The sequence below is a fragment of the Xylanibacter brevis P6B11 genome, from assembly GCF_000621825.1.
Classification (GTDB): Bacteria; Bacteroidota; Bacteroidia; order Bacteroidales; family Bacteroidaceae; genus Prevotella; species Prevotella brevis.
In genome coordinates this window covers 180309-200623 of sequence record NZ_KK211353.1, presented here as the reverse complement: position 1 = coordinate 200623, position 20315 = coordinate 180309, and the positions used below count along the sequence as shown (strand labels likewise).

The window sequence follows — 20315 nt, the reverse complement described above, 5'->3', positions numbered from 1 at the left end:
ATTGTTTACTGTTCTGGTTCAACCGACAGGCGTAGCGGATGGCCCGCCTCTCGTGAAATGTTGGTTGCCTTGCGCACCTTTGAGAGGGCCACGTCATAGCTGTAGATGCCTACCACCGCTTTGTCGGAGTGATGCACTTGCAGCATTAGCGTCTCGGCTTCGGTGTCGCTTTTGAAAAAAATCTCTACGAGTATCCTCACCACGAAGTCCATGGGTGTGAAGTCATCGTTGTATATCAACACCTTGAAGCGCCGCGGTTCGCGCAGGTCGATGTTTTGTCTTTCTCTGACTGAAGTTTGTTCTTTTGCCATTGTTTGATAACTTATTGGGTGCAAAGTTACTGAAAGTCGAGAGAAATACAAAGGGAAAACATGTTTTTCTTCTTAATTCCGAGCCCCTGTAGCCTTAGTGTTTTCTGTATCAATGTTGCTGAAAAAAAAGTTATTTTTAAGAGAAAAAGAAGAACAATTCAATAAATTATAGTAATACAGCCATAGCATCGCTTTCGATGCCCAATAGTGGCGCTATTGATATGCAATAGTGCCACTATTAACATGCAATAGTGCCACTTTTGGGTCGGTTCTAGGGGCTAGAATCCTTCCGTCCAGCCCCTGGATCCGCTTCATCTAGCCCCTAGATGCCCCCCATCTAGCCGCTGGAATGTTCATTTCTAGCCCCTGGAGCAGAAACAATACCTAAAGAATAGCATCTCCAAAGTCTTCGTCTTCCTCCATAATACCGCCCGAATTGCTTGGCAACAGTGGCAGGAAGACATAATAACGGGAGTAAAGACATAATCGCTCGGCTATGCCGCTTTCACCCGCTCGGCATCCCGAAGGGTGACGCTTGCAAGGCAAGAATGCGAAGCGACTGAAAGAACAAACTAACATACTTTTTTTCTGTTGGGGAAGTGCTATTCTAAATATTATTTGTACCTTTGTGAAATATGTTATAAGCTCGGTGTAATTGATATTAAAATGATACCAAAGAAATGGCACAGACGATAGATGAAGAGAAGAGAAACTGGAGACCGGTAGATCCCACACGGCACCATCGGGAGAAGAAATGGGACTACCGAGGGCGTGCCATCTATCACTTTACACTGCCTGTAGAGGGGCGCTACCCATTGTTTGGGGCGCTTAGTGGCGAAAGTGCAGAAACGGCTTTTGTCAGGCTAAATCCTTTCGGGCAGCGGGTATGCCAAATGCTCGGAGGGCTTGCGCAGTTCTATAAAGACAAGGGCTACGCCCTGAAAGTCCTGGCACAGATGGTGATGCCCGACCATGTGCATCTGGTGATTCAGGTGCTGGAGCCGCTTCCGCATAGTATCGGGGCGGTGGTGCGCGGCTTCAAGAGCGGGTGCACCAAGGTCTATAGGGAGGAATTCTATTGCAGCGGCGAGAACGCCGCTGAAGTGCACAGGGAAGCACGCAGCGCGGCACCAGCTGCCTCCGTGCCTGCCGCCCCTGCTCCTGCCTCCTCCGTGCCTGCCGCCCCCGCTGAAGGAAAGCACAGCGCCCCCGTGCAGTTTGCCCGCATTTTTGCGGGCAGAGGCAGCATCTGGCAGGCAGACGCCGCCTATTATCACGAGCGCATCCTCCATGCACCAGGGCAGTTGCGCAGGATGATTGACTATGTGAAAGATAATCCGCGCCGCCTTTGGCTCAAGAGCCGCAACCCCGACTACTTTCGGATGCATAGAGACACGATGCTTTGTGGATTGCCATTTACCTCATTAGGCAATCATTTCCTTCTGGATTGGCCCGACCGTCAGCTGGTGGAGATGTCGCGGAGTGCCGACGGCGCAACAATCGATAGGCGACTGCAAGAGGTGCTGACCGCTGCCCAAAATGGTGCGGTGACCTATACGGCAGCTATCAGCAGTGGTGAGAAGCTCATAGCTAGAACGGTTCGTGAGCAGGGCTTCCCCTTGGTGGTGCTGCTGGCCGACGGCTTCCCTGCCGAGGGTTCTCCCCACGAGCGTTACTACAAACCTGGAGGCGTCTATTTCGAAGCCTGTTCCAAAGGCAGCCTGCTGTTGTTGGAACCTAGAGAGCGTGCCTACGAGCATCCCACCATTATTAATATAGTAGAGGAGACTCTCCGCAGAAAAGCAGAGGCTAAGCATTACGCCTATACTTCATTGCCCCACGATTCTAAGCGCTACCATTTCGTAGCCCTGAATGCGATAGGACAGCTGCTTGTTGGCCGCTGAGGCATATCGCTATTTAGGGAAATAATCTTTTGAATCCACTAAAACTGATCACTATAAATAAAGTGACTAGCTAGCAGACCTACTGACTTCTCTATAAGGCAGGAAAGAGTTATGTAAAGGCCACTGTTAAGTATGGAAGATATATTTATAGGATATATCTCAATCAAAGAAATCCGCTGAGAGCTTTATAATGCTTTCAGCGGATTTTTGTGCACCAGGATTTTTCTTATTCAGCATCTACCTGACTGACACCGCCCTCGTCCAAGGGGATGTTGCCGCCGGTGATCTCGATGGTGACAGAAGCTGTCACAGAGGGATCATCCTTCGATGTGCAGGTGATAGTCACCGTGCCGTTCTTCAGCGGAGTGAGCACACCGTTAGCATCAATGGTGGCGAGTGTAGGATCGTCCACGCTCCAAGTCACATCAGTCTCGGTGATGTAGGCGGGAGTGAACACAGCGCTCAGCTGATAGCTGGCACCTACAGCATACTTACCGCCGGAGGTGGCAGGGATATTGATAGCCATGCTGCCGGCTGTAGGATGCGTGATCACCTTTACGGGCGTATATGCCGTCTGGTAGGAACGACCGTCCTCGCTGTAGAGTAGTGACAGACTGTAGGTTTTACTGCCATCAAAGCCGCTGGGTGTAGCGGTGATGGTCAGTGTGCCCTTGGAGGCATCAGCCACAGCATTTGTGACAGCCATCGCAGCATCGTGCTGTGACAGGAAGCTCAGACGGGTGATGTCAGCAGCCAGCACGACAGCCAGTGCCTTTGGCTCCACCTCATAGACGATGGTGGTAGCGGTGGGCTGGTCCACGGTAATGTTCACCACGCCAGCCTCGGTCTGGAACACCACGGAGTTCAACTGCGAGATGGTCTGGTTGTTGTAACTACGCAGGGCATCGTTCTCGGCACCCAGCTTGTCGATGTCGTCCTGATAGTCTGTGCAGGACACTGCGCCCAGCAACAGTGCGGGCATCATCAATGCATAAAATATATTCTTTTTCATATCGTTTTTTACTTTATTTGTTTTTGTTTTTTTTTTTTCAACCACGAATTATTTTTCAATGGTGACTGCTACAGCAGCACGACTCTCCTTACGACTTCCCAGGTTAGCCTCACCCTTGGCAACAATCTTGATGCGGGCTGCACTGATGCCTTTGGCAACAAGCGCTTTCTTCACCGCATTGGCACGCCAACGAGAAAGTTTCAGGTTGTACTTCCACTTACCGTCGCGACTTGCATAGCCCGTGAGCGTCAGTTTCTTATCGTCGTGAGATTTCAAGTATTCCATGATCTCATCAATCTTAGACCTCTCAGAAGACTGGATACGCGAAGAACTGAAGCCGAAGTATATTTTCACCTCCTTGAATTCTGGCTCTTTCTCAACCACAGGCACTTCCACCACCTGAAGTTCAGGTTCGGGCTCCACGACAACAGGAGCAGGTTCCTCAACTACTGGCTCCGGTTTGGGCTCTACTATGGGCAGAGGTTCCTCAATCAGAATGTGTCTACGGGTATTGCCGAGCGCGATCTTCACGCCCACCAGCAGGTTCTGCTGCCAGTCCAAGTTGTCGCCCTTGCCCTTCTTCGAGTTCCACTTGTCGGGCAGCACGTTGGCGTTGTACTCCAAGCCGAGAGCCACGCGCTCAGAGAGGGCGTACTCGATGCCTGCACCCAGACGACCGGCAGGGAACAGCTTCGTGCCGTCCCACAGCTTCTCGAAGCCGCCGTTCTTCAGTGCAGGTATGCCCGCACTCTTGTTTTGTGCAGCCAGGCAGTTGGCATCATCGTTTTTGAAAGCGATGTTCAAGCTTACGCCAGCCAGTCCATAGACGTTCCACTTACGGTAAGCATCCCAGCCCCAGATCAGGTTGGTCAGCGACACGGTGGCGTCGAGGTTAGCCTGCACGTAGTTCCATTTATACTCTGCCACGGGGTGCGTCTGCCAGTTGCGAGCCTGCCAGCCCGATGCGCCGAGGCGCAGACCGAACACAGGCGAGAACTGACGTCCCACGCTCAGCTGGGCAGCAGGCGACAGCAGCTTCGAGAACTTGGCCTCGCCCACGTGGTAGCCCACGCCCACCTGGGGCTGGACGAACCAGTGAGGCGCAAAGGCCACCGAGTCCCGAGTCTGTGCCTGCACGCCTGTCTGCGTCATGCAGAACAGTGCGAGCAGTGCAAATATTTTCTTTCTCATAATATATATCGTTTTATGTTTCTAACTCACTCTCACTTTACCACGACTTTACGTCCGTTCTGGATGTAGAGTCCCTTCTGAGCGTTGAGAACGCGACGGCCCTGCAGGTCGAAGAAGCTATCGTCTTTAACTTCCATAACTCCTTTAACTCCATTAACTCCTGTCACGTCACCACTGATTGTCAGCACACGGGCATTGGCGCCAGCCTGTTCGTTGTCTAAGTGCAGCACGGCCTTGCCGGCGGGCACCTTCACCTCGTCACCCTCGACGAGGATGCTGTGGAACTCATTGTTCTGCAGCACGAAGTAATGACCGCTCTCGTAGTGCTTCTTCTCTACCACGGGCTCCAGACAGTTGCTGCGTCCGTAGTCCTTATTGTCAGAAGATGCTACAGGCATGCCGCTGGCAAGTCGTCCACTGTAAGCCACCAGGTTATAGGTCTTGCCGGCTTCGCCCAACAGCAACACACCATTATTGGCTTTAATAACACGCTCAGAACCAATCATCAGCAGTTCGTCGGGTACTATCTCAGTAGCTACCTCGGCAGAGTTCTTCACCTTCACGGCATAGACATCAATGCCATCAGGTACTACGACGTCACAGCCTATACCCAAAGTCCAGAACTTATTGGCGGGTGTCACAGTGGTCACCACCTTAGCTGCCTCGTAATTCTCTTTCAGTGACGCCATCAGGGCGTAGTCATCGAGTAATGCCAGCGGTGTGTGGATAGTAGCTGTTGCAGGTACTGCCTTACCACTGATAAAGATAGGCTTCTCCGTTTCTGGCATATAGATATCCGTCACGTTATCCATACCACTCATAGCATCATCATTGATACTTACCACAGCCCAACCATCAATCTTGGAAGGAATCACTACGCTAATCTTTTCATCACAAACAGTAGTAGGCTCAGTAATTTTGTCGATGCTCAGCGTCTGATTCTCACGATCCACCACGCTCACAGTCATCATCACATCCTCAACCTCATCACCAGTCTCGGTCTCCTCGGCATTACCTGCAACAATCTGTTCTGTGATAGTGAATTCAGCCTTTACTTCACCTATAAAATTAGTCTTTCCCGTTACAGTCACTGTATAAGTTCCTGGTTCTGTTTGGGTGTTACCCTCCACTTCATACTGGTTTGCAGGAACCACGAGATTGCCAGCCTTCACCTCAGCGATGCCGACGTTCTGTTCTACCGGCTCAAACAGGTTGTACTGGAACTCCGTTTGGCTCAGTGTTACACTTGTCAGCGTGGCGGGCTTGATGGTAAAGGTAGCCGTCTTCGTGCCACTGTAGTTACCGATACCTGTTGCGGTCACAGTAGCTGTGCCAGCGTTCACGTTGGCGGTGTAAGCCAGCGTATAGTCCGTTCCTTCCACCAGAACGGCATCACCATCTTTCACGGTAACGGTAGGCGTCTTCTCTGTACCGTCATAGATGTACTCGGCAGTACCCAGCGTCAGGTTGAACAGGTTGGCGTTGGCAGCCACGATGCTGAAATTAGCAGTCACGCTACCCTTGTAGTTGCCCTTACCAGTGATGGTAGCAGTGTAGTTGCCCACGTTCGTTGCCTTGTTGTCCGCAATCTCATAGCCCTCAGAAGGTACGGTGATAGCACCGGCGCTTATGATGGCAACCAGAGCGGTCTGCTCCTTCTGGTTATAGATGAAAGTGGTCTCTGTCAGTGTAGCAGCAGTCAGTTTGGCCTGTTCGATGGTCACCTTGAAACTCTGGGCAGCCACATCATTGTGGTTTGCGTCTGCCTCCACTCTGTAATAGACGGTGTATTCCTTGGCATCGGTACCCGTTGGAATGTTCGTGTTCCAGCTCGTACCGTCCAGCGAGTACTGCATCTCGCCGCCCTGTGCATTTCCGACAGCAATCAGCGCCTGAGGCTGAGTAGTATATATGAGTTCTGTGTTGGCAGTAGGAGCAGTCAGGATGATATCAGCCTTAGTAATCGTAAACTGGGCAGTCTTCGTACCGCTATAGTTTCCCTTACCAGTAGCCGTAACAGTAGCAGTGCCTACATTCACATTATTGGTATAAGCCAGCGTGTAGTCCTTTCCTTCTACCAAAACGGCATCACCGTCCTTAACTATAACGGTGGGCTTCTTCTCCTCACCATTGTAAACGAAAGAGCTGTTTCCAAGAGTCAGTGCAAAGAGGTTAGCATCAGCAGCCACGATACTGTACTGTGCCGTAGTCTGACCTGTGAAGTTCTGGGCTTTATCCTTAGCCGTAGCAGTGATGGTGTAAGTACCCACGTTAGTAGCAGAGCCACTTAAGGTATAGTCGGCAGTAGAGACTTCAAGCGTACCAGCCTTCACGCCGCTGATGACAGGCGATTGCTCCAGTTTGTTGTACACCAGGTTCGACTCGCTGAGCAGCACGGTAGTCAATGCAGCCTTGTAGATAGGCACATTGATGAACTTGGCATCTGCGTTATTGTGGTTGGCATCAGCCACCACCTTATAGAATACGGTATATGAACCTGCGTTAGTACCCTTGGGCAGAGCAGGAGCATAGGTCTGTCCGTCCAGTGAGTATTGTATCTCGCCACCTTCGGCAGCACCTGCGTTTATCAGCGTCTGTGCGGTGCCGTCATAGGTTAGTTTCTTTGCAGTAGGTGCTGTTGGTGTTATGTCAGCCTTATTAATGGTGAAGTTCTTTTCTACCTGTCCGGCATAGTCACCCTTACCAACAAAAGTAACAGTAGCCTGTCCAGCATTCAAGTTATCAGTATAGTTCACGCTGTAGTCAACATCCTTGGTAAGGATGGTAGAACCGTCTTTTACGGTGACGGCAGGTGTCTGAGCCAGACCGTTATAGGTTACGGCACTGATACTGTTGATGGTGATATCCGTATTTGTCAGCAACTTACGGTAGTTAGCTGAAACCTCTGCATTGGCACGCTTCATGGTGAAGGTATAGGTGTTCTCTTCGTTCTTCACGGGTGTCAACTCAAAATCCTTCAGCAGGTCAAGGTTCTGAGCACGACGGGGAGCCTTTGCGCCTTCCCAAGCCATCGACCATTCTCCTTTGAGCATACCCACGGCCCAACCCTCATCGGGAGTAATCGTCAGGGTTACCATATCGCCCTCATTGGCTGTGGTCACCACGTTACCATTCACCTTGAATGTCAAAGTGCCGTGTTCCGATGTTCCTGCTTCCAGTTTGTAATCGCCTGCACTCATTGTGACAGCAACCATCAGCAGCAGAAACAGTGAAAATATCTTCTTTCTCATATTCTATTCTTACTTTAATGTCCGTTTTTTCTTTTACTTCACAACTTTCTTGCCGTTTTGGATATAGACACCCTTGGTAGGCTTGCTGACCTTTCGACCATTCAGATCGTAGAAAGCATTCTCACCTTTTGAGAGGGGTGATACGAGTTTTACTCCCGTAGCTTCACCTTCGAGCACTATCTGTCGGGAATTCAGGGGGACATCCTCAACGACCTCCAGCCAGCACTTGTTGGCAGCTATCGTACCTGCATTCTTCACATAGACGAAGGCCGTGCCGTTCAGGACATAGTAATCAACAGCTGAGCTGGCAGGCATGCTCTTGGCTACGAGCGTACCCTTGAACTCAGGTGCTGTCAGGACTGATGAGCCCGTCAACTGCGAGTAGTTCAGCAGGACATCCTTCTTAGCGCTTCCGCCATTATAGACAAGCATAGGCGTCTGGGCGGGAATCACACCATCAATCTCACTCAGCACAACCTCACTGTCGGTCACGCTGCTCACGGTATACACCTTCGCGTCTGTCTCTTCTTCATTGAGAATCAAGGCTCTGCTACCATAATAAGAAACAAACTCGCCAGCAGGCACCTCTACGAAGATACCGTTAGCATCGAAGTTGGCCTGAACCGTCATCTCATCATTCAGCGTGAAAGTTATCTGACTGGTAGCGGGGAAATTTCCTTCTGGGGTGACGATGCCAGTAGTGTAGGCCTCACTATTCGCATTGGTCCAGTTCACGAAATGATTATCCTGAGTGGCACTGGCGCTAACTGTCAGTTCGGTGCCAGGACGTACGCTGTAGGTTCCTGTGCCTATCAGGGTGACACCGGCAGGCAGTTTTTTACCATTGATAGCAACAGTACCCATCATCTCATCGTTGCTGGCAATTGTCAGTATTGGATAGGCGGCGAAGTCGGCCGTGATGGTCATATCATCATTAACGGTGATGGTCTGGATAGTTTCAAGGTTATTGGTAATATTAGCCTCGTTGCTCCAGTTCTTGATGTAATAGCCCTTACTGGCAACAGCTTTTACATAGACCTCTGTACCTGTAGCCACGGTATAGGTGCCGTCGCCATTATTGGTCACGTTAGCATTGTTCACAGGGTCATTTGACTCTGCACCGTTTACCAGTTTCACCTGTCCCCACTCGCTATTGTTCGTAGCGATGGTTAGTACAGAAGGATAGTACTCCACAGCCAGCAAACGCTTAGCGCTGGGCATTTTGAAAGTCCAAGAGCCGTCAGCCTGCTTTACGGGGATGGTGGGATCGGGCTCCTCAGAGTCGGGAGTTGCAGAAATAGCCGTCGTGCTGACAAACAGCAGCATCAGCAGCATTGTATATTTTAAAATGTATCTCATTTTCTTGAAAATTATAATGTATATATATTATACTATTCGCACAGGAAAGTTATGGTTGGCATAAAAAAACTGCCTGTGCCGCTGTATAGTTCTGTGTTGCAGCACTTGTAAAATACACTCCATAGTTGCCTGGAAGACCAGAAGCTTTTGTAATGGTAGCAGAACAAGAAGTAGAAGTAGCATTAAAGATACTAGCAGACATCATATCAGCTGTAACCGGTCGGCACGTCACTGTACCACCAGGGTGATGGGTGATCGTAATTGTCTGATATTTAGAGCTCCATGTATCCCATCCCGTAGTATAAGAAGGACTGAGAGTTATCCAGCCTTTAGCTTTAGCGATAGAGGCTTGACCTATCAATGTAGGTTCTACGCCAAGGTAATGACCTTCGGGCACTACTTTATAGTAGATGTTATAATCACCAGCATTGGTAGCTGTAGGCACTTTGTTGCTCCAGGTTGTACCATTTGTAGAATAGAGCATGGTTCCGTGATCTACTTCACCAGCGGTAATCAACGCCTGTGTTTGACCATTATAGACCAGATCAGTTCGCAATGTGGGAGCAGTTATTTGCGGCATGAAGTCTTCCAGTGTTACGCTCTTCACCTTATTTATTATAGCAGTGGCGGGCGTCAGCTTTACGTTTGCGCCTTCAGGGATTTCTGCCTCACCGTTGGTTACGGTCACAGAACGTCCGTTGGCAGTCAATGTCCAGCCCTCAGGAATATTAATAAGGGTGTACTTAGTAGTATTATCATCCAAGTCGCCCACAAAAGTAACCTTAATAATATCATAGAACTTTTCCTGATACTTACTTAGATCTTCACTTAGCACATGAACCTTGGTGCCACGATCAGGCATGAAAGCATCTGTATTTTCCCAACTTAATTTCTCTGGGTCACCATAGCAAAATATATCAGCGAGATTAGTACATCCCGTAAATGTATAACTTTTTATCAACTTTATACTGGCAGGTATTGTTATTGATACCAGACTTGAACAACCACCGAAGGCCCAATTTTCAATACTCTCAACACTGTCAGGCAAAGTGATTGTAGTCAGAGCTGTACAATCCGCAAAAGCATCATTCTCGATGAATTTCAATTTAGATCCTTTTTCAAAATCAACAGTTTCCAGTTGATCACAGTCGTAGAAGCAATTATTTATTTTCGTTACCCCCTTCCCAATGACGGCATGCTTGATAGAACTTCTAACGTCATACCAGGGTATTGAGGGTATACGTTCGTAATTTTTCGTTCGACCGTCTCCACTGATATACAGAGTATCATTACTAAGTGTAACGGTACAGTCTCTACTGGTCCATGATTCAGCCTTTACGGACCCTGTGGCCGCAAATGCTATCGCAAGTACGGCCATCAATAATTTAAATCGTTTTTGTATCATGATTAAAAAAAATAGTTTTGGCATCCTAATTTAGTGTTCTTTTCACCTTAATGTTCTAAACGTCACATTTTTGGGTGCAAAAGTACACATAAGAATCGAAACATTTCTGTTGGATTTTTCACTTAATATGTTTGGTAAGTAACTTCTTGGTTAAATTTCCAATCATTTAGTTGCCTTTATCATAAACCTTATGTATATATACACGCCAAAAACCACGGCAGTTGGCATAATAGACAAAAGTATGCTATTAGTGGATGCCATTATGAAGCGATAAAATTATATCTATTTTCTTTTTGTTCTTCTCTCGTTTTTTCGTAACTTTGCGACAAAAGTCGCGAAGTTACTACGTCTCGGCATAAAAAAATAAATGGATTTATTTTGTTCTGCGCTCGACTTTTCTTAACTTTGTAAGAATTCTCAACTTTACTTTAGATAAAGGCAGTCTGGGGGATTGAGAAAAAATAGGGTTACGAATTGGCAACCGTTCTCAATTCCGCATTCTGCTATGAAATGCGCCAAAGAACCCATGACGCTGAGCTACCAGCCAAATTAACGGCCCATCATCGGGAGCAAATGTAATCATTTCTGTCGAACGAGCTAAATCTATTCACATCTTTTTCATCAGAGCTTGCTCAACGCTCTTGAACTGATTGTGGCATCTTTTGTGGCACCAGCCAGGAAAGTGCGTATTAGGCTACGTCCTTCTATTGAAATAATATGCAGATTATTCTTATGTTTTGAATTATTTTACTACCTTTGCACACAGAACTTAATATTGTAGAGACCATCTATGGCAAAGAAGAGTGAGATAATCGTTAAAGACATAGCCATTAAGACTATGACTAAAGACGGGATAGATTATATCTGCATTACTGACATAGCTCGTCAGAAAAATGTCGTTGACCCCAATGGCGTAATAGCCAATTGGATGCGCAACCGTAATACCATAGAGTTCCTTGGTATTTGGGAGACCATTCACAATCCCAGTTTTAACCCCCTCGAATTCGAGGGGTTTAGAAAGGAGGCTGGTTTGAATGCCTTCACACTTTCACCTACTCGCTGGATTGAAGCTACGAACGCTATTGGAATCATATCACAAGCTGGACGATATGGTGGAACCTTTGCCCAAACAGATATTGCGTTCGAGTTTGCATCGTGGATATCTGTTGAGTTCCGTCTTTACCTCGTCATGGAGTTCCAACGGCTAAAGGCAAAAGAGCAAGAACTACTGGGCTGGTCTGCCAAGCGTGAATTGTCGAAGATTAATTACCGCATCCATACCGATGCCATCAAGAGCCACCTTATTCCAGAAGAGGTGACACCTGCACAGGCAAGCATCATCTATGCTGAGGAAGCCGATGTCTTGAATGTTGCGATGTTTGGTATGACAGCCAAGCAATGGCGCGAGGCTAATCCCGAATTGAAAGGCAATATCCGTGACTATGCCACCATCAACGAACTGATATGCCTGTCGAATATGGAGAATATCAATGCTGTGCTTATCAATGATGGAGTATCACAAGGTGAGAGGCTAATAAAGCTCAACCAGATTGCCATTCAACAAATGCAAGTGCTAGAAGGAAATAGCAGTAGGAATCTTCTCAAGTGATAAACTCATCCTATTTGTTAACAAATCCAATCCTCTTTTATAGCGAGTATATGATTTGTGCTTTAACCCATGAAGAGTGTGAATTAAAAAAATCACATATCTATCCCAAGTTTATTTGGGATTTCTTAAAAGACAAGGGGGGTAGTAGATTCCGTTCTGTAAATGCGCCAACGAAAGTAATGCAAGATGGAGAAAAAGATTATTTGCTGGGCAATCGTGCTGAACAGATGTTTTCATTGCGTGAGAAGTGGTTTGCAGAGCATATCTTTATGCCCTTTTGTAATAATACAATACTGAAAACGAAAGCAAACTATGATAACAATCTATATTATTTTATCGTATCTGTTTTATGGCGCAGATTCTATACTTTGAGGGATTACATCAAAGTTGAGTTAAGAGAGCAGTGTATGTTAGCTTTGGAGGAATGGCGAGAATATTTACTGAATGGAGTAACACCTCCTAATTTCAATCAAATCTATATGATGCCTATTACACCAGAATTATTCTTTTCGCCATATTTCTCATTTAACAAGGACTTCTATGTCACAATAGAAGATTATAAAAACAACAGAACAGATTTTTATCCTGTAACCTCTTATCTACTTACGGACTTTGATTCGGAAATCTATTGTGCACCAAATAATTATGCATTCTTTTGCAAAATTCCACGTTTTTTCTTTTGGGCTGTGATTGAACGTAATGACACAGAACTTAACTTCGGAATACATGTGAAACCAAAAGGTGGAACAATTGATTTTAAGCGGTACAACATTGGAAATGGTGAGATTAAACGGTTTATATTCAAACGTAGTTATGATGCTGAACAGTTGTATAGAGAGGCTGCCAGCAAATTGTCTGACAAGACCATAGATAAGATGCTAGAACACATGAAAAGGAAGGAGAATATTGAACATCTCAAAAATTCAGAAATGGGAGAATTGTTATTTGAAAGAGTTGAATATCAGTCGCAGTTAACAGATTGAATAATTGGGATTCATTTTATACGAACACATGTATGATCTGTTAGATACACTCTATCATACACCGTCTCTATTGTTATTTCTTCAAATCCATGTAGTGTGCGATAAGTTCCCATTGGTATATTGACGCAGAGCCAAAAGTCCTTAATACCAGGATTCTCTTTCTGATAGGAAGTTATCTTTGCCTCTTTCTCTGTTATTGCTTTCAGGACAAATTCATGCTCTATTGTAGTGGCACATCTTGCTGGATAGGAATATGTTACTATTGACTTTTCCAGTGGCTTGTCAATTACTATGTCCCTTATATAATGATAAGGCTTGGCCCATTCTGTGAGAAATTCCTGGGTGTCATCTCCAATATCGATATAATCGCCATTGTCAATACGCTTTTGCATCTCTGCGTAGACTTCTTTTTGAATACTTTCTTTTTCTGGCCTCTTTAAATTACTTTTCTGCAAATCAAATAAGAGTGCGAAATTGAATCCAATTCTATAGTTTACTACTTCGCCTTTGGCATCTTGTGATTCTTCTATATACTTACAAATCTCCCTTGTTATTGTCTCTGCAGCCAAGGGGTTCTTAGCACCTTTCCCCCTTGATATTTCTGGATGACACTCTATTACTTCTATACCCACTGTTTTGTCTCCAAACTTGAAAAGAAAGTCTGGACTTTCAGAATCGGTTATGAGATTCTTAGCCTCTTGTTCATCATAGCCGAGTTCCTTCATTATGGGTAGAATGCTTTGAAACTCCCTTTCCTTTTTTATATCGTCTCTAGTCATTGGGGAAAATAAAAGGCTTACTACGTTTGTTTCTATTGATTGTCTTGTTCATCAATGGTAAAACTATTTCCAAAACGTTTACGCCCCTCAGCTTCTGCATTACGACGAACATTCTCTTTTTCTTTTTCACTAGCCATCCATTCAGAGATTTCATTCTTGTCATAACGTTTTAACCATGCAGAAGATAAACGTGGAAAATCTTTCGTATCCTTGTCAATGACTATTTTTTCATGTGATTTCGGATTCTCGATAACAATACGATAGCTAGTGGCATGAACAAATGGAATGAGCCAGCGCATATTTTTGTTCCATGCACTTACACCTTCAGCGACCTCGTCAATCTTTGGAGTGGGAGAAGGTTTTGAATTTCTTGCCATGTAGGAGGCGGCAAAATATCGGGCAAGACCTCGAATATAAAATGATGGCATAATTTTAAAAAATGGTGAATAATAAGTTAGACGATTTTTGCAATTGTTTTGCCTTCTGAATCTGTGATTGTGAAATGGCAACCTGTGAGACGGAAAGCATTATTTATTTTGTAAAAGGGACGGTCTAATGTATAGCGACTGCTGTCTTTTATCATCTGATTGGCAACCCTCTGGCAGTTCTGCAGGTCGGATAGCTTTGACGGATCTGTAGTCGTGTCAATAGCATTTTTAATAACTTTCTGAAACTCCCTGTCCCATACTTCTCCATACTCATCTCTTACTATTTCTGGGATATTATACTTCTTACGCACAGCTTCTTGACGTTTTTTGTGTGGTATGACAATGAAATAGTTGACAATAAGACTGCATATGAGGATTGTTATTGGTATAAAGAAAAAGATAGCCATACCGATTTCTCCCTTCTGTAGCGCCTGAATGCCACATAAGGGGAATACGATGAATAAAAAGAATAATACGAAAATCTGCATAGGAACGAAATATTGTAAGTTGTTGTCGTAAATTTTGAAAGATTATGAGATAATAAACTATTTCTGGAGTGTGAGGATCTTCCCCTTTGCTTTTTGCTTGTTTATATAGGCTTTGTTGCAGAACGAAGTGTAAAAAATCATAGAGCAAGGGTCACCCATAAACGGGAACCTAATACTAAGGGACGGAGTTATACCTTCAGTATAGATTGAAAATTCTTCATTTCCATATTCTTTCTTACACTTTGCCAATGTGTAATCTGGGAAGAATAGTTTCTTGTATCTATAAACAAAATCAAATATTTCTTTTTTATTCATTTTAATGTCTTGTTTATGTTTATCCCAGCAATTTAGCTTTCTGAGCCAGGAATTCTTCTTCTGTAAGGATTCCATCTGCCTTGAGTTTGGCCAGTTTCGCCAACTCATCAGCTACACTTGACGGTTGTGTCGTGACAGGCTGTGACAGAACATGTGCAACAGGAGGTAATGCTTGCTTCGCGTCATCAATAATTACGGATAAGAGGTCTTTTGCCTCATTAGCATTTTTCAGGAATTCTTCATATAGCGTCTTATCACTCGCTTCCTTTGTTTTGAGGGGATTTGAAGAATCCATAAAGTGAAGAATGCAGGTGGTCTCTTCGGTACTGCGAAGTAAAATCTTTATATCCATATTATTCACCACTTTATTTTGCTTTGTATTACCAGAAAGGCCACCGACAACAGCACCTGCACCCCCCATTAGAACACCACCTACGATGGCACCACCTACAGTCCTTCCTGTCGATTTGGTGAACAATTGATCACCATTCTCTACATAAGAAACTTCAATTATATCAGAATAGTTAAGAGTCTTGTGCATCATGTCCCTGCCGATTATGACAAGTACCTTGAAAAAGGAATCCATAACGAACATATAGTTGCCTGCATTCTTAACTGATATAGTTGATTTCAAACCAACTTTCTCTTGAAGTTTTTCTACATGAATATAGTTGAACGCATATAGTTTCCCTTTTTCAACCACTGCCATCAGGCCATGATACTCGTCTGCTAAAACGTGAATATCCCTTGAATCAACAGTCATAGTTGAATGATAAGTAGTTTTAAGAAGGTTTAATGAGGGAGCTATTGGGTCTTTTGTAGTCAGACCGCTTTTATCAACACCCTGAAGGTTTTCAATCTCATTAATAAAATAAGTAACATAATTGCCAGATAACAATCTGCGAGTGTTAGGCTCATAAACAAGGTAAAAGCCATCATAATAGCGTGCAAGGTTTTTGCCAGGAAACTCAAAATCATCAACATATTTTTTTATAATTTCTTCCGTTGTTACCTGCATAATCATTACTCTTTTCTTGGCATTATCGAAGTATAACTTACACCTGTCATCGCCAATCGAAACGCTCCTGTCGAAATCAGATGAGCCTTGCTCGTCTTTTTCAATCATCTGGAGTCTCTTCTTTTTATTCCTGCTGTGAACGGTTGATATTATTCCAACTATTATTGCGACTACAAGAGCAATCACGATAATATAAACAAGAAAGAAGCTGAAAAAGTCTTTATCAACAGAGCCACCAGCTAATAATGAGAAAAACAGCAAAACTAAGGATGACAGAATAATCTTAGATTTCATAGCCTTATCATTTTAAAAGTTTAATAATCAGAAATAAAGTAATTGCCAACATATAACTGGCCATATCCATCCAGTCGAACACGCCTGGCAGCAAGCCGAAATGTTGTAAACACTCAGAGAGTACTGCCGCTATCGGTAATCCCCAGAGAAATATCATTGATACGACATTTTTCTCTCTGTCCCATATTGCGTCAACAATGAACATATACGAGAAAATCCACAACCCGTCTGGTAAACTATATTTCACCCATCCATAGATGCCTTCTCCTTGAAATAATCTTCTAAGCCCGTCAACCTCATTGCTAATCCCAATTGTATTAAACCAATCGAACATCAGCAATGACTTGCCCCTAAATATGACATAGATTAAGCCCCCAAGTAATAGTATCACAAGTGATAGCATTACTTTTGCGGCACGATACTTTATGGAGTGTTGCCTATAGTAGTTATTCAAATTAAGAATATAGTCCATCTAAATTTGACACACACTTATTTTATCGTTATTACTCCGTTCTTGGTTATACAGAAAAAGCGTGAACTTACTTTATCTGGTTCGAAGGCTGTAGGAGATGCCCATATCATAGATAAGTAACGCCCACGCCTATCGCGTGAACATTCACTTTATCTCTCTTATGACATGTTTCTCAAACTCCTACATTCTCGAAACCATAGATTGATAGCTGAACGCTAAATCTTAACCAATATGTCTCGCTCTCCATACGGATTGCCCTGCAAAAATACAAAAAGATTTCGATATTAAGTCGATTTTTCCTTTTTTTATTAGAATGTGTCAAAGGACAGGTGACTGACATCTCGGGATAAGTGTTGAATATAGGGGCTTAGAAGAACGTCATGCTAAACTAGCTTTTGGAAGTGCAATAGCATTAGTTGTTTTTATGGACTTCTCATAAACTTTCGAGATAAGAATTGAATATAAAACATGAAATATGTAAAGGACGAAAATGACCGTATCTGGAGAAAATATGACACGGCAATTAAAAAGAGTAAGGCATCTGTCATAGAAGTATATAATAATGGCAAGTGCGAGAAAGTTATGAGGCTCGAACTTCCTATCAAAACATGCATTGCAGTTTTGAATGGGCTATACCAGAGTGGAGTCAATTTGAGAAGATTCTATAAGGATTTGGGGCCTGTTTTTGGGGAAGTCTATGTGTTTTCTTCTTCCGATCTCTTTATTGAGGCTATTACAAACAAAGCACGCTATTTGTTCTTTACTGAACAAGGTGAGAAGAAGGAAATAAAATGCTTATGTCTGGCTTCTGTCGTCATCTGCATACTGAGCAAAGCCTTTGCTGACGGAAGGATAAAGCAAGGATACTATAATTCCGTATTGAAGAAATACAGCAAATATGACTTTTCGCATCTTTCACCAGAGAAGAGGGCTAAAGAAAAAGAACGTGCAAAGAAGAAATTGGAGCGAGAACGGGCAAGAAAAGAATGGGAGATGCGTCCACATATTATATACACCCCTATGGGTAATGAAAAAAGAAGATAATATACGGAGCAATGGAAATTCCCACGTTACACAACTGTAGCGTGGGAGATTTCTTTAGGTTTTAATCGTGGGGATAGAACATTGGGATACCCTTTATATTACCAGTCAGAGTTAGATAACTCGATTTCAAATACTTTTTACTCGTATTTCAACAAAAAATCTTCAGAATTGTTTGTAGATTCAAGAAAATGCACTATCTTTGCATCGACAAATCCCGCCCGCTTCCCATAAGAACAGCGTACCCAGCGGGACATTTTTTGTATATAGACATTCCTCCCAAAATTGCATTCAGCCCAAAACTGAACATCCTCATATTTCCCCATCTTGCTTTTTATTTACGCGCTTTCTGCGTAAATATTCCGAAAAGCGTTGATATATTCAACCTTTTTTCGTAACTCTGCAACAATAGTTGCGAAATTACTCCGTCTCGGCATAAAAAAATAAATGGATTTATTTTGTTCTGCGCTCGACTTTTCGTAACTTTTCCTTTGGAGAAGTTACTTCGTCTCGGAAATAAAAAGAAAAAACGAGTTTTCCTTTTGTATTTCTCTCGACTTTTCGTAACTTTGGCTTCGCCGAACTTACTTGGCACTCGGAAATGAAAAGAAAAAACAATTTTTCCTTTTGCATTTCTCTCGTTTTTTCGTAACTTTGCCACGTGAAACTAAAAACAAGGTAATTGTATATATGGAATATATCGTTTCGGCACGTAAGTACCGCCCGATGTCCTTTGATACAGTGGTGGGACAGAGCGCTCTGACGACGACATTGAAAAATGCCGTGAAGAGCGGGAAACTGGCACATGCCTATCTGTTCTGCGGACCACGAGGCGTGGGAAAAACGACCTGTGCCCGCATCTTTGCAAAGGCGATCAACTGCCAGAATCCTACGGCAGATGGAGAGGCCTGCAACGAGTGCGAGAGCTGCCAGTCGTTCAACGAGCAGCGCTCGCTGAACATCTTTGAGCTGGACGCTGCATCAAACAACTCGGTGGAACATATCAAGACTCTGATGGAGCAAACCCGCATCCCACCGCAGTTGGGCAAGTACAAGGTGTTTATCATTGACGAGGTGCACATGCTTTCTACTGCTGCCTTCAATGCGTTCCTGAAGACCTTGGAGGAACCACCTGCACATGTGATATTTATCCTGGCTACAACCGAGAAACATAAGATCCTGCCCACCATCCTGAGCCGTTGTCAGATCTATGACTTCGAGCGCATGACGGTGCAGAACACCATTGCTCACCTGAAGAGCGTGGCCGAGAAGGAAGGCATCAAATATGAGGAACAGGCGCTGGCGGTGATTGCCGAGAAGGCTGATGGCGGTATGCGTGACGCCCTCTCAATCTTTGATCAGGCTGCCTCGTTCTGTCAGGGTGATATCACCTATCAGAAGGTGATAGAAGACCTGAACGTGCTGGACTCGGAGTATTACTTCCGCATCGTGGATATGGCTGTGGAAAACAAGGTGAGCGACATCATGGTGCTCCTGAACGATGTGATCAATAAGGGATTTGACGGTGGACTGCTCATACAGGGACTGGCCAAGCATGTGCGCAACGTGATGATGGCTAAAAATGCTGAGACACTGTCGCTTCTGGAGGTTAGCGAGCAGCAGCGCCAGCGCTATGTCGATCAGGCTCAGCGCGTGCAGTTACCTTTCCTCTATAGTGCACTGAAACTGATGAACCAGTGTGACGTGAACTATCGCCAGTCAAGCAACAAGCGCCTCTTGGTGGAACTGACACTCATCGAGGTGGCACAGCTGACTCAGCCCGATGAGGGGGCTGCCAGTGGGCGTAAGCCCAGAAGACTAAAATCCCTGTTTAAGCAACTGATTCAGCAGACAAGGCCTCAGCAAGCGGTTCAACAGGTGACCGCGGCTGCGTCAAGGAATCATGAGAAGAAAGCGGAAGAAGTAAAGATCTCACAGCCTGCTCAGCCAGAGAATAGTGTGCCAAAGCCCACTATCAAGGTGTCGAACCTGGGCATGTCTTGGAAAAACCTGCGACAGCAGAATAGCAAGATGAAGATACTGCCAGGTACGCCGGGCGTGGAGTCAAAACAGGTCGATGAGCAGAACCAGTTCTCGCAGGCCGACCTGGAATTGCAGTGGTTGTCCATGTGCAACCGCATGCCACAGAAATACAGTGGTATTGCCATGCGCATGAAGAATATGAATCCGGTTGTCACCGAGATGCCTATCGTTGAGGTGGAGGTGCCTAACGAGATTATGAAGACGGAGATGGAGCAGATAAAAGGTAGCATCATCAGCACCTTGAAACTGCATCTGCGAAATAATGGTATCGACTTAGTGCTGCGTGTGGCAGAGACACAGGAGGCGGTAAAGCCACTGACACGCCGCGAGCAGTTTGAAGAACTGGCTAAGGAGAATCCATCGGTTGAGAAATTGCGAGTGGCCTTTGATCTGGTGCTCGCCTGACAACGTA

17 protein-coding genes and 1 pseudogene are annotated in these 20315 nt (G+C 44.9%); 5 read left to right on the top strand and 13 right to left on the bottom strand.

The window, feature by feature from the left end:
- Positions 1 to 5: 5 nt before the first annotated feature.
- A complete protein-coding gene (locus tag T496_RS0112430; RefSeq protein WP_027451044.1) occupies positions 6 to 311 on the bottom strand; it encodes an ATP-dependent Clp protease adaptor ClpS in 306 nt (101 codons plus the stop codon).
- Positions 312 to 991: 680 nt separating this feature from the next.
- Between T496_RS0112430 and T496_RS0112425 the strand changes: the two genes are divergently transcribed.
- Positions 992 to 2215 carry a transposase gene (locus T496_RS0112425; protein ID WP_155808899.1) on the top strand — a complete coding sequence of 408 codons (1224 nt, stop codon included), beginning with the start codon at positions 992 to 994 and terminating at the stop codon, positions 2213 to 2215.
- Between the two features lie 226 nt (positions 2216 to 2441).
- Here T496_RS0112425 and T496_RS0112420 read toward each other — a convergent pair whose 3' ends face one another.
- From T496_RS0112420 to T496_RS15415, 6 genes and pseudogenes are all read right to left on the bottom strand, one after another.
- Complete coding sequence (locus T496_RS0112420; RefSeq protein WP_155808898.1) at positions 2442 to 3227, bottom strand: Ig-like domain-containing protein; 786 nt, start codon at positions 3225 to 3227, stop codon at positions 2442 to 2444.
- Positions 3228 to 3275: 48 nt separating this feature from the next.
- A complete protein-coding gene (locus T496_RS14220; RefSeq protein WP_081783662.1) occupies positions 3276 to 4418 on the bottom strand; it encodes an OmpA family protein in 1143 nt (380 codons plus the stop codon).
- 32 nt (positions 4419 to 4450) lie between these two features.
- The gene (locus T496_RS0112410; protein WP_027451041.1) at positions 4451 to 7669 is read right to left on the bottom strand and encodes a hypothetical protein; all 3219 of its coding nucleotides are present in this window, start codon (positions 7667 to 7669) and stop codon (positions 4451 to 4453) included.
- A gap of 33 nt (positions 7670 to 7702) precedes the next feature.
- The gene (locus T496_RS0112405) at positions 7703 to 9028 is read right to left on the bottom strand and encodes an InlB B-repeat-containing protein (protein ID WP_155808897.1); all 1326 of its coding nucleotides are present in this window, start codon (positions 9026 to 9028) and stop codon (positions 7703 to 7705) included.
- Positions 9029 to 9077: 49 nt separating this feature from the next.
- Positions 9078 to 9863, bottom strand: a complete 786-nt coding sequence (locus tag T496_RS15275) for a hypothetical protein (protein ID WP_231478052.1) — start codon at positions 9861 to 9863, stop codon at positions 9078 to 9080.
- 81 nt (positions 9864 to 9944) lie between these two features.
- Positions 9945 to 10406 (bottom strand): annotated as a pseudogene (locus T496_RS15415) (leucine-rich repeat domain-containing protein); the annotation flags it as partial.
- Positions 10407 to 11223: 817 nt separating this feature from the next.
- Between T496_RS15415 and T496_RS0112395 the strand changes: the two are divergent.
- Both T496_RS0112395 and T496_RS14575 read left to right on the top strand, forming a co-directional pair.
- Positions 11224 to 12042 carry a KilA-N domain-containing protein gene (locus T496_RS0112395; RefSeq protein WP_027451038.1) on the top strand — a complete coding sequence of 273 codons (819 nt, stop codon included), beginning with the start codon at positions 11224 to 11226 and terminating at the stop codon, positions 12040 to 12042.
- Between the two features lie 14 nt (positions 12043 to 12056).
- Positions 12057 to 13025 carry a hypothetical protein gene (locus T496_RS14575; RefSeq protein ID WP_231478051.1) on the top strand — a complete coding sequence of 323 codons (969 nt, stop codon included), beginning with the start codon at positions 12057 to 12059 and terminating at the stop codon, positions 13023 to 13025.
- Positions 13026 to 13036: 11 nt separating this feature from the next.
- Here the strand turns inward: T496_RS14575 and T496_RS0112385 are convergent, their stop codons facing one another.
- The 6 genes from T496_RS0112385 to T496_RS14205 are packed head-to-tail and all read right to left on the bottom strand — an operon-like array spanning position 13037 to position 16750.
- Complete coding sequence (locus T496_RS0112385) at positions 13037 to 13804, bottom strand: hypothetical protein (RefSeq protein WP_027451036.1); 768 nt, start codon at positions 13802 to 13804, stop codon at positions 13037 to 13039.
- 32 nt (positions 13805 to 13836) lie between these two features.
- Positions 13837 to 14232, bottom strand: a complete 396-nt coding sequence (locus tag T496_RS0112380; RefSeq protein ID WP_155808896.1) for a hypothetical protein — start codon at positions 14230 to 14232, stop codon at positions 13837 to 13839.
- A 26-nt stretch (positions 14233 to 14258) separates the two neighbouring features.
- Positions 14259 to 14720, bottom strand: coding sequence for a hypothetical protein (locus T496_RS0112375; protein WP_027451034.1), 462 nt, complete (start codon positions 14718 to 14720; stop codon positions 14259 to 14261).
- A gap of 57 nt (positions 14721 to 14777) precedes the next feature.
- Positions 14778 to 15035 carry a hypothetical protein gene (locus T496_RS0112370; protein WP_027451033.1) on the bottom strand — a complete coding sequence of 86 codons (258 nt, stop codon included), beginning with the start codon at positions 15033 to 15035 and terminating at the stop codon, positions 14778 to 14780.
- A 19-nt stretch (positions 15036 to 15054) separates the two neighbouring features.
- On the bottom strand, positions 15055 to 16347 hold the full coding sequence (locus T496_RS14570; protein ID WP_027451032.1) for an SHOCT domain-containing protein: 1293 nt from the start codon (positions 16345 to 16347) through the stop codon (positions 15055 to 15057).
- Between the two features lie 7 nt (positions 16348 to 16354).
- Positions 16355 to 16750, bottom strand: a complete 396-nt coding sequence (locus tag T496_RS14205) for a hypothetical protein (protein ID WP_044111311.1) — start codon at positions 16748 to 16750, stop codon at positions 16355 to 16357.
- Between the two features lie 537 nt (positions 16751 to 17287).
- Here T496_RS14205 and T496_RS0112355 point away from each other — a divergent pair.
- Positions 17288 to 17863, top strand: a complete 576-nt coding sequence (locus T496_RS0112355; protein ID WP_027451031.1) for a hypothetical protein — start codon at positions 17288 to 17290, stop codon at positions 17861 to 17863.
- A gap of 687 nt (positions 17864 to 18550) precedes the next feature.
- Entirely contained in the window at positions 18551 to 20308 is a 1758-nt protein-coding gene (locus tag T496_RS0112345; protein ID WP_027451029.1) for a DNA polymerase III subunit gamma/tau, read from the top strand.
- The last annotated feature ends 7 nt before the right edge of the window (positions 20309 to 20315 follow it).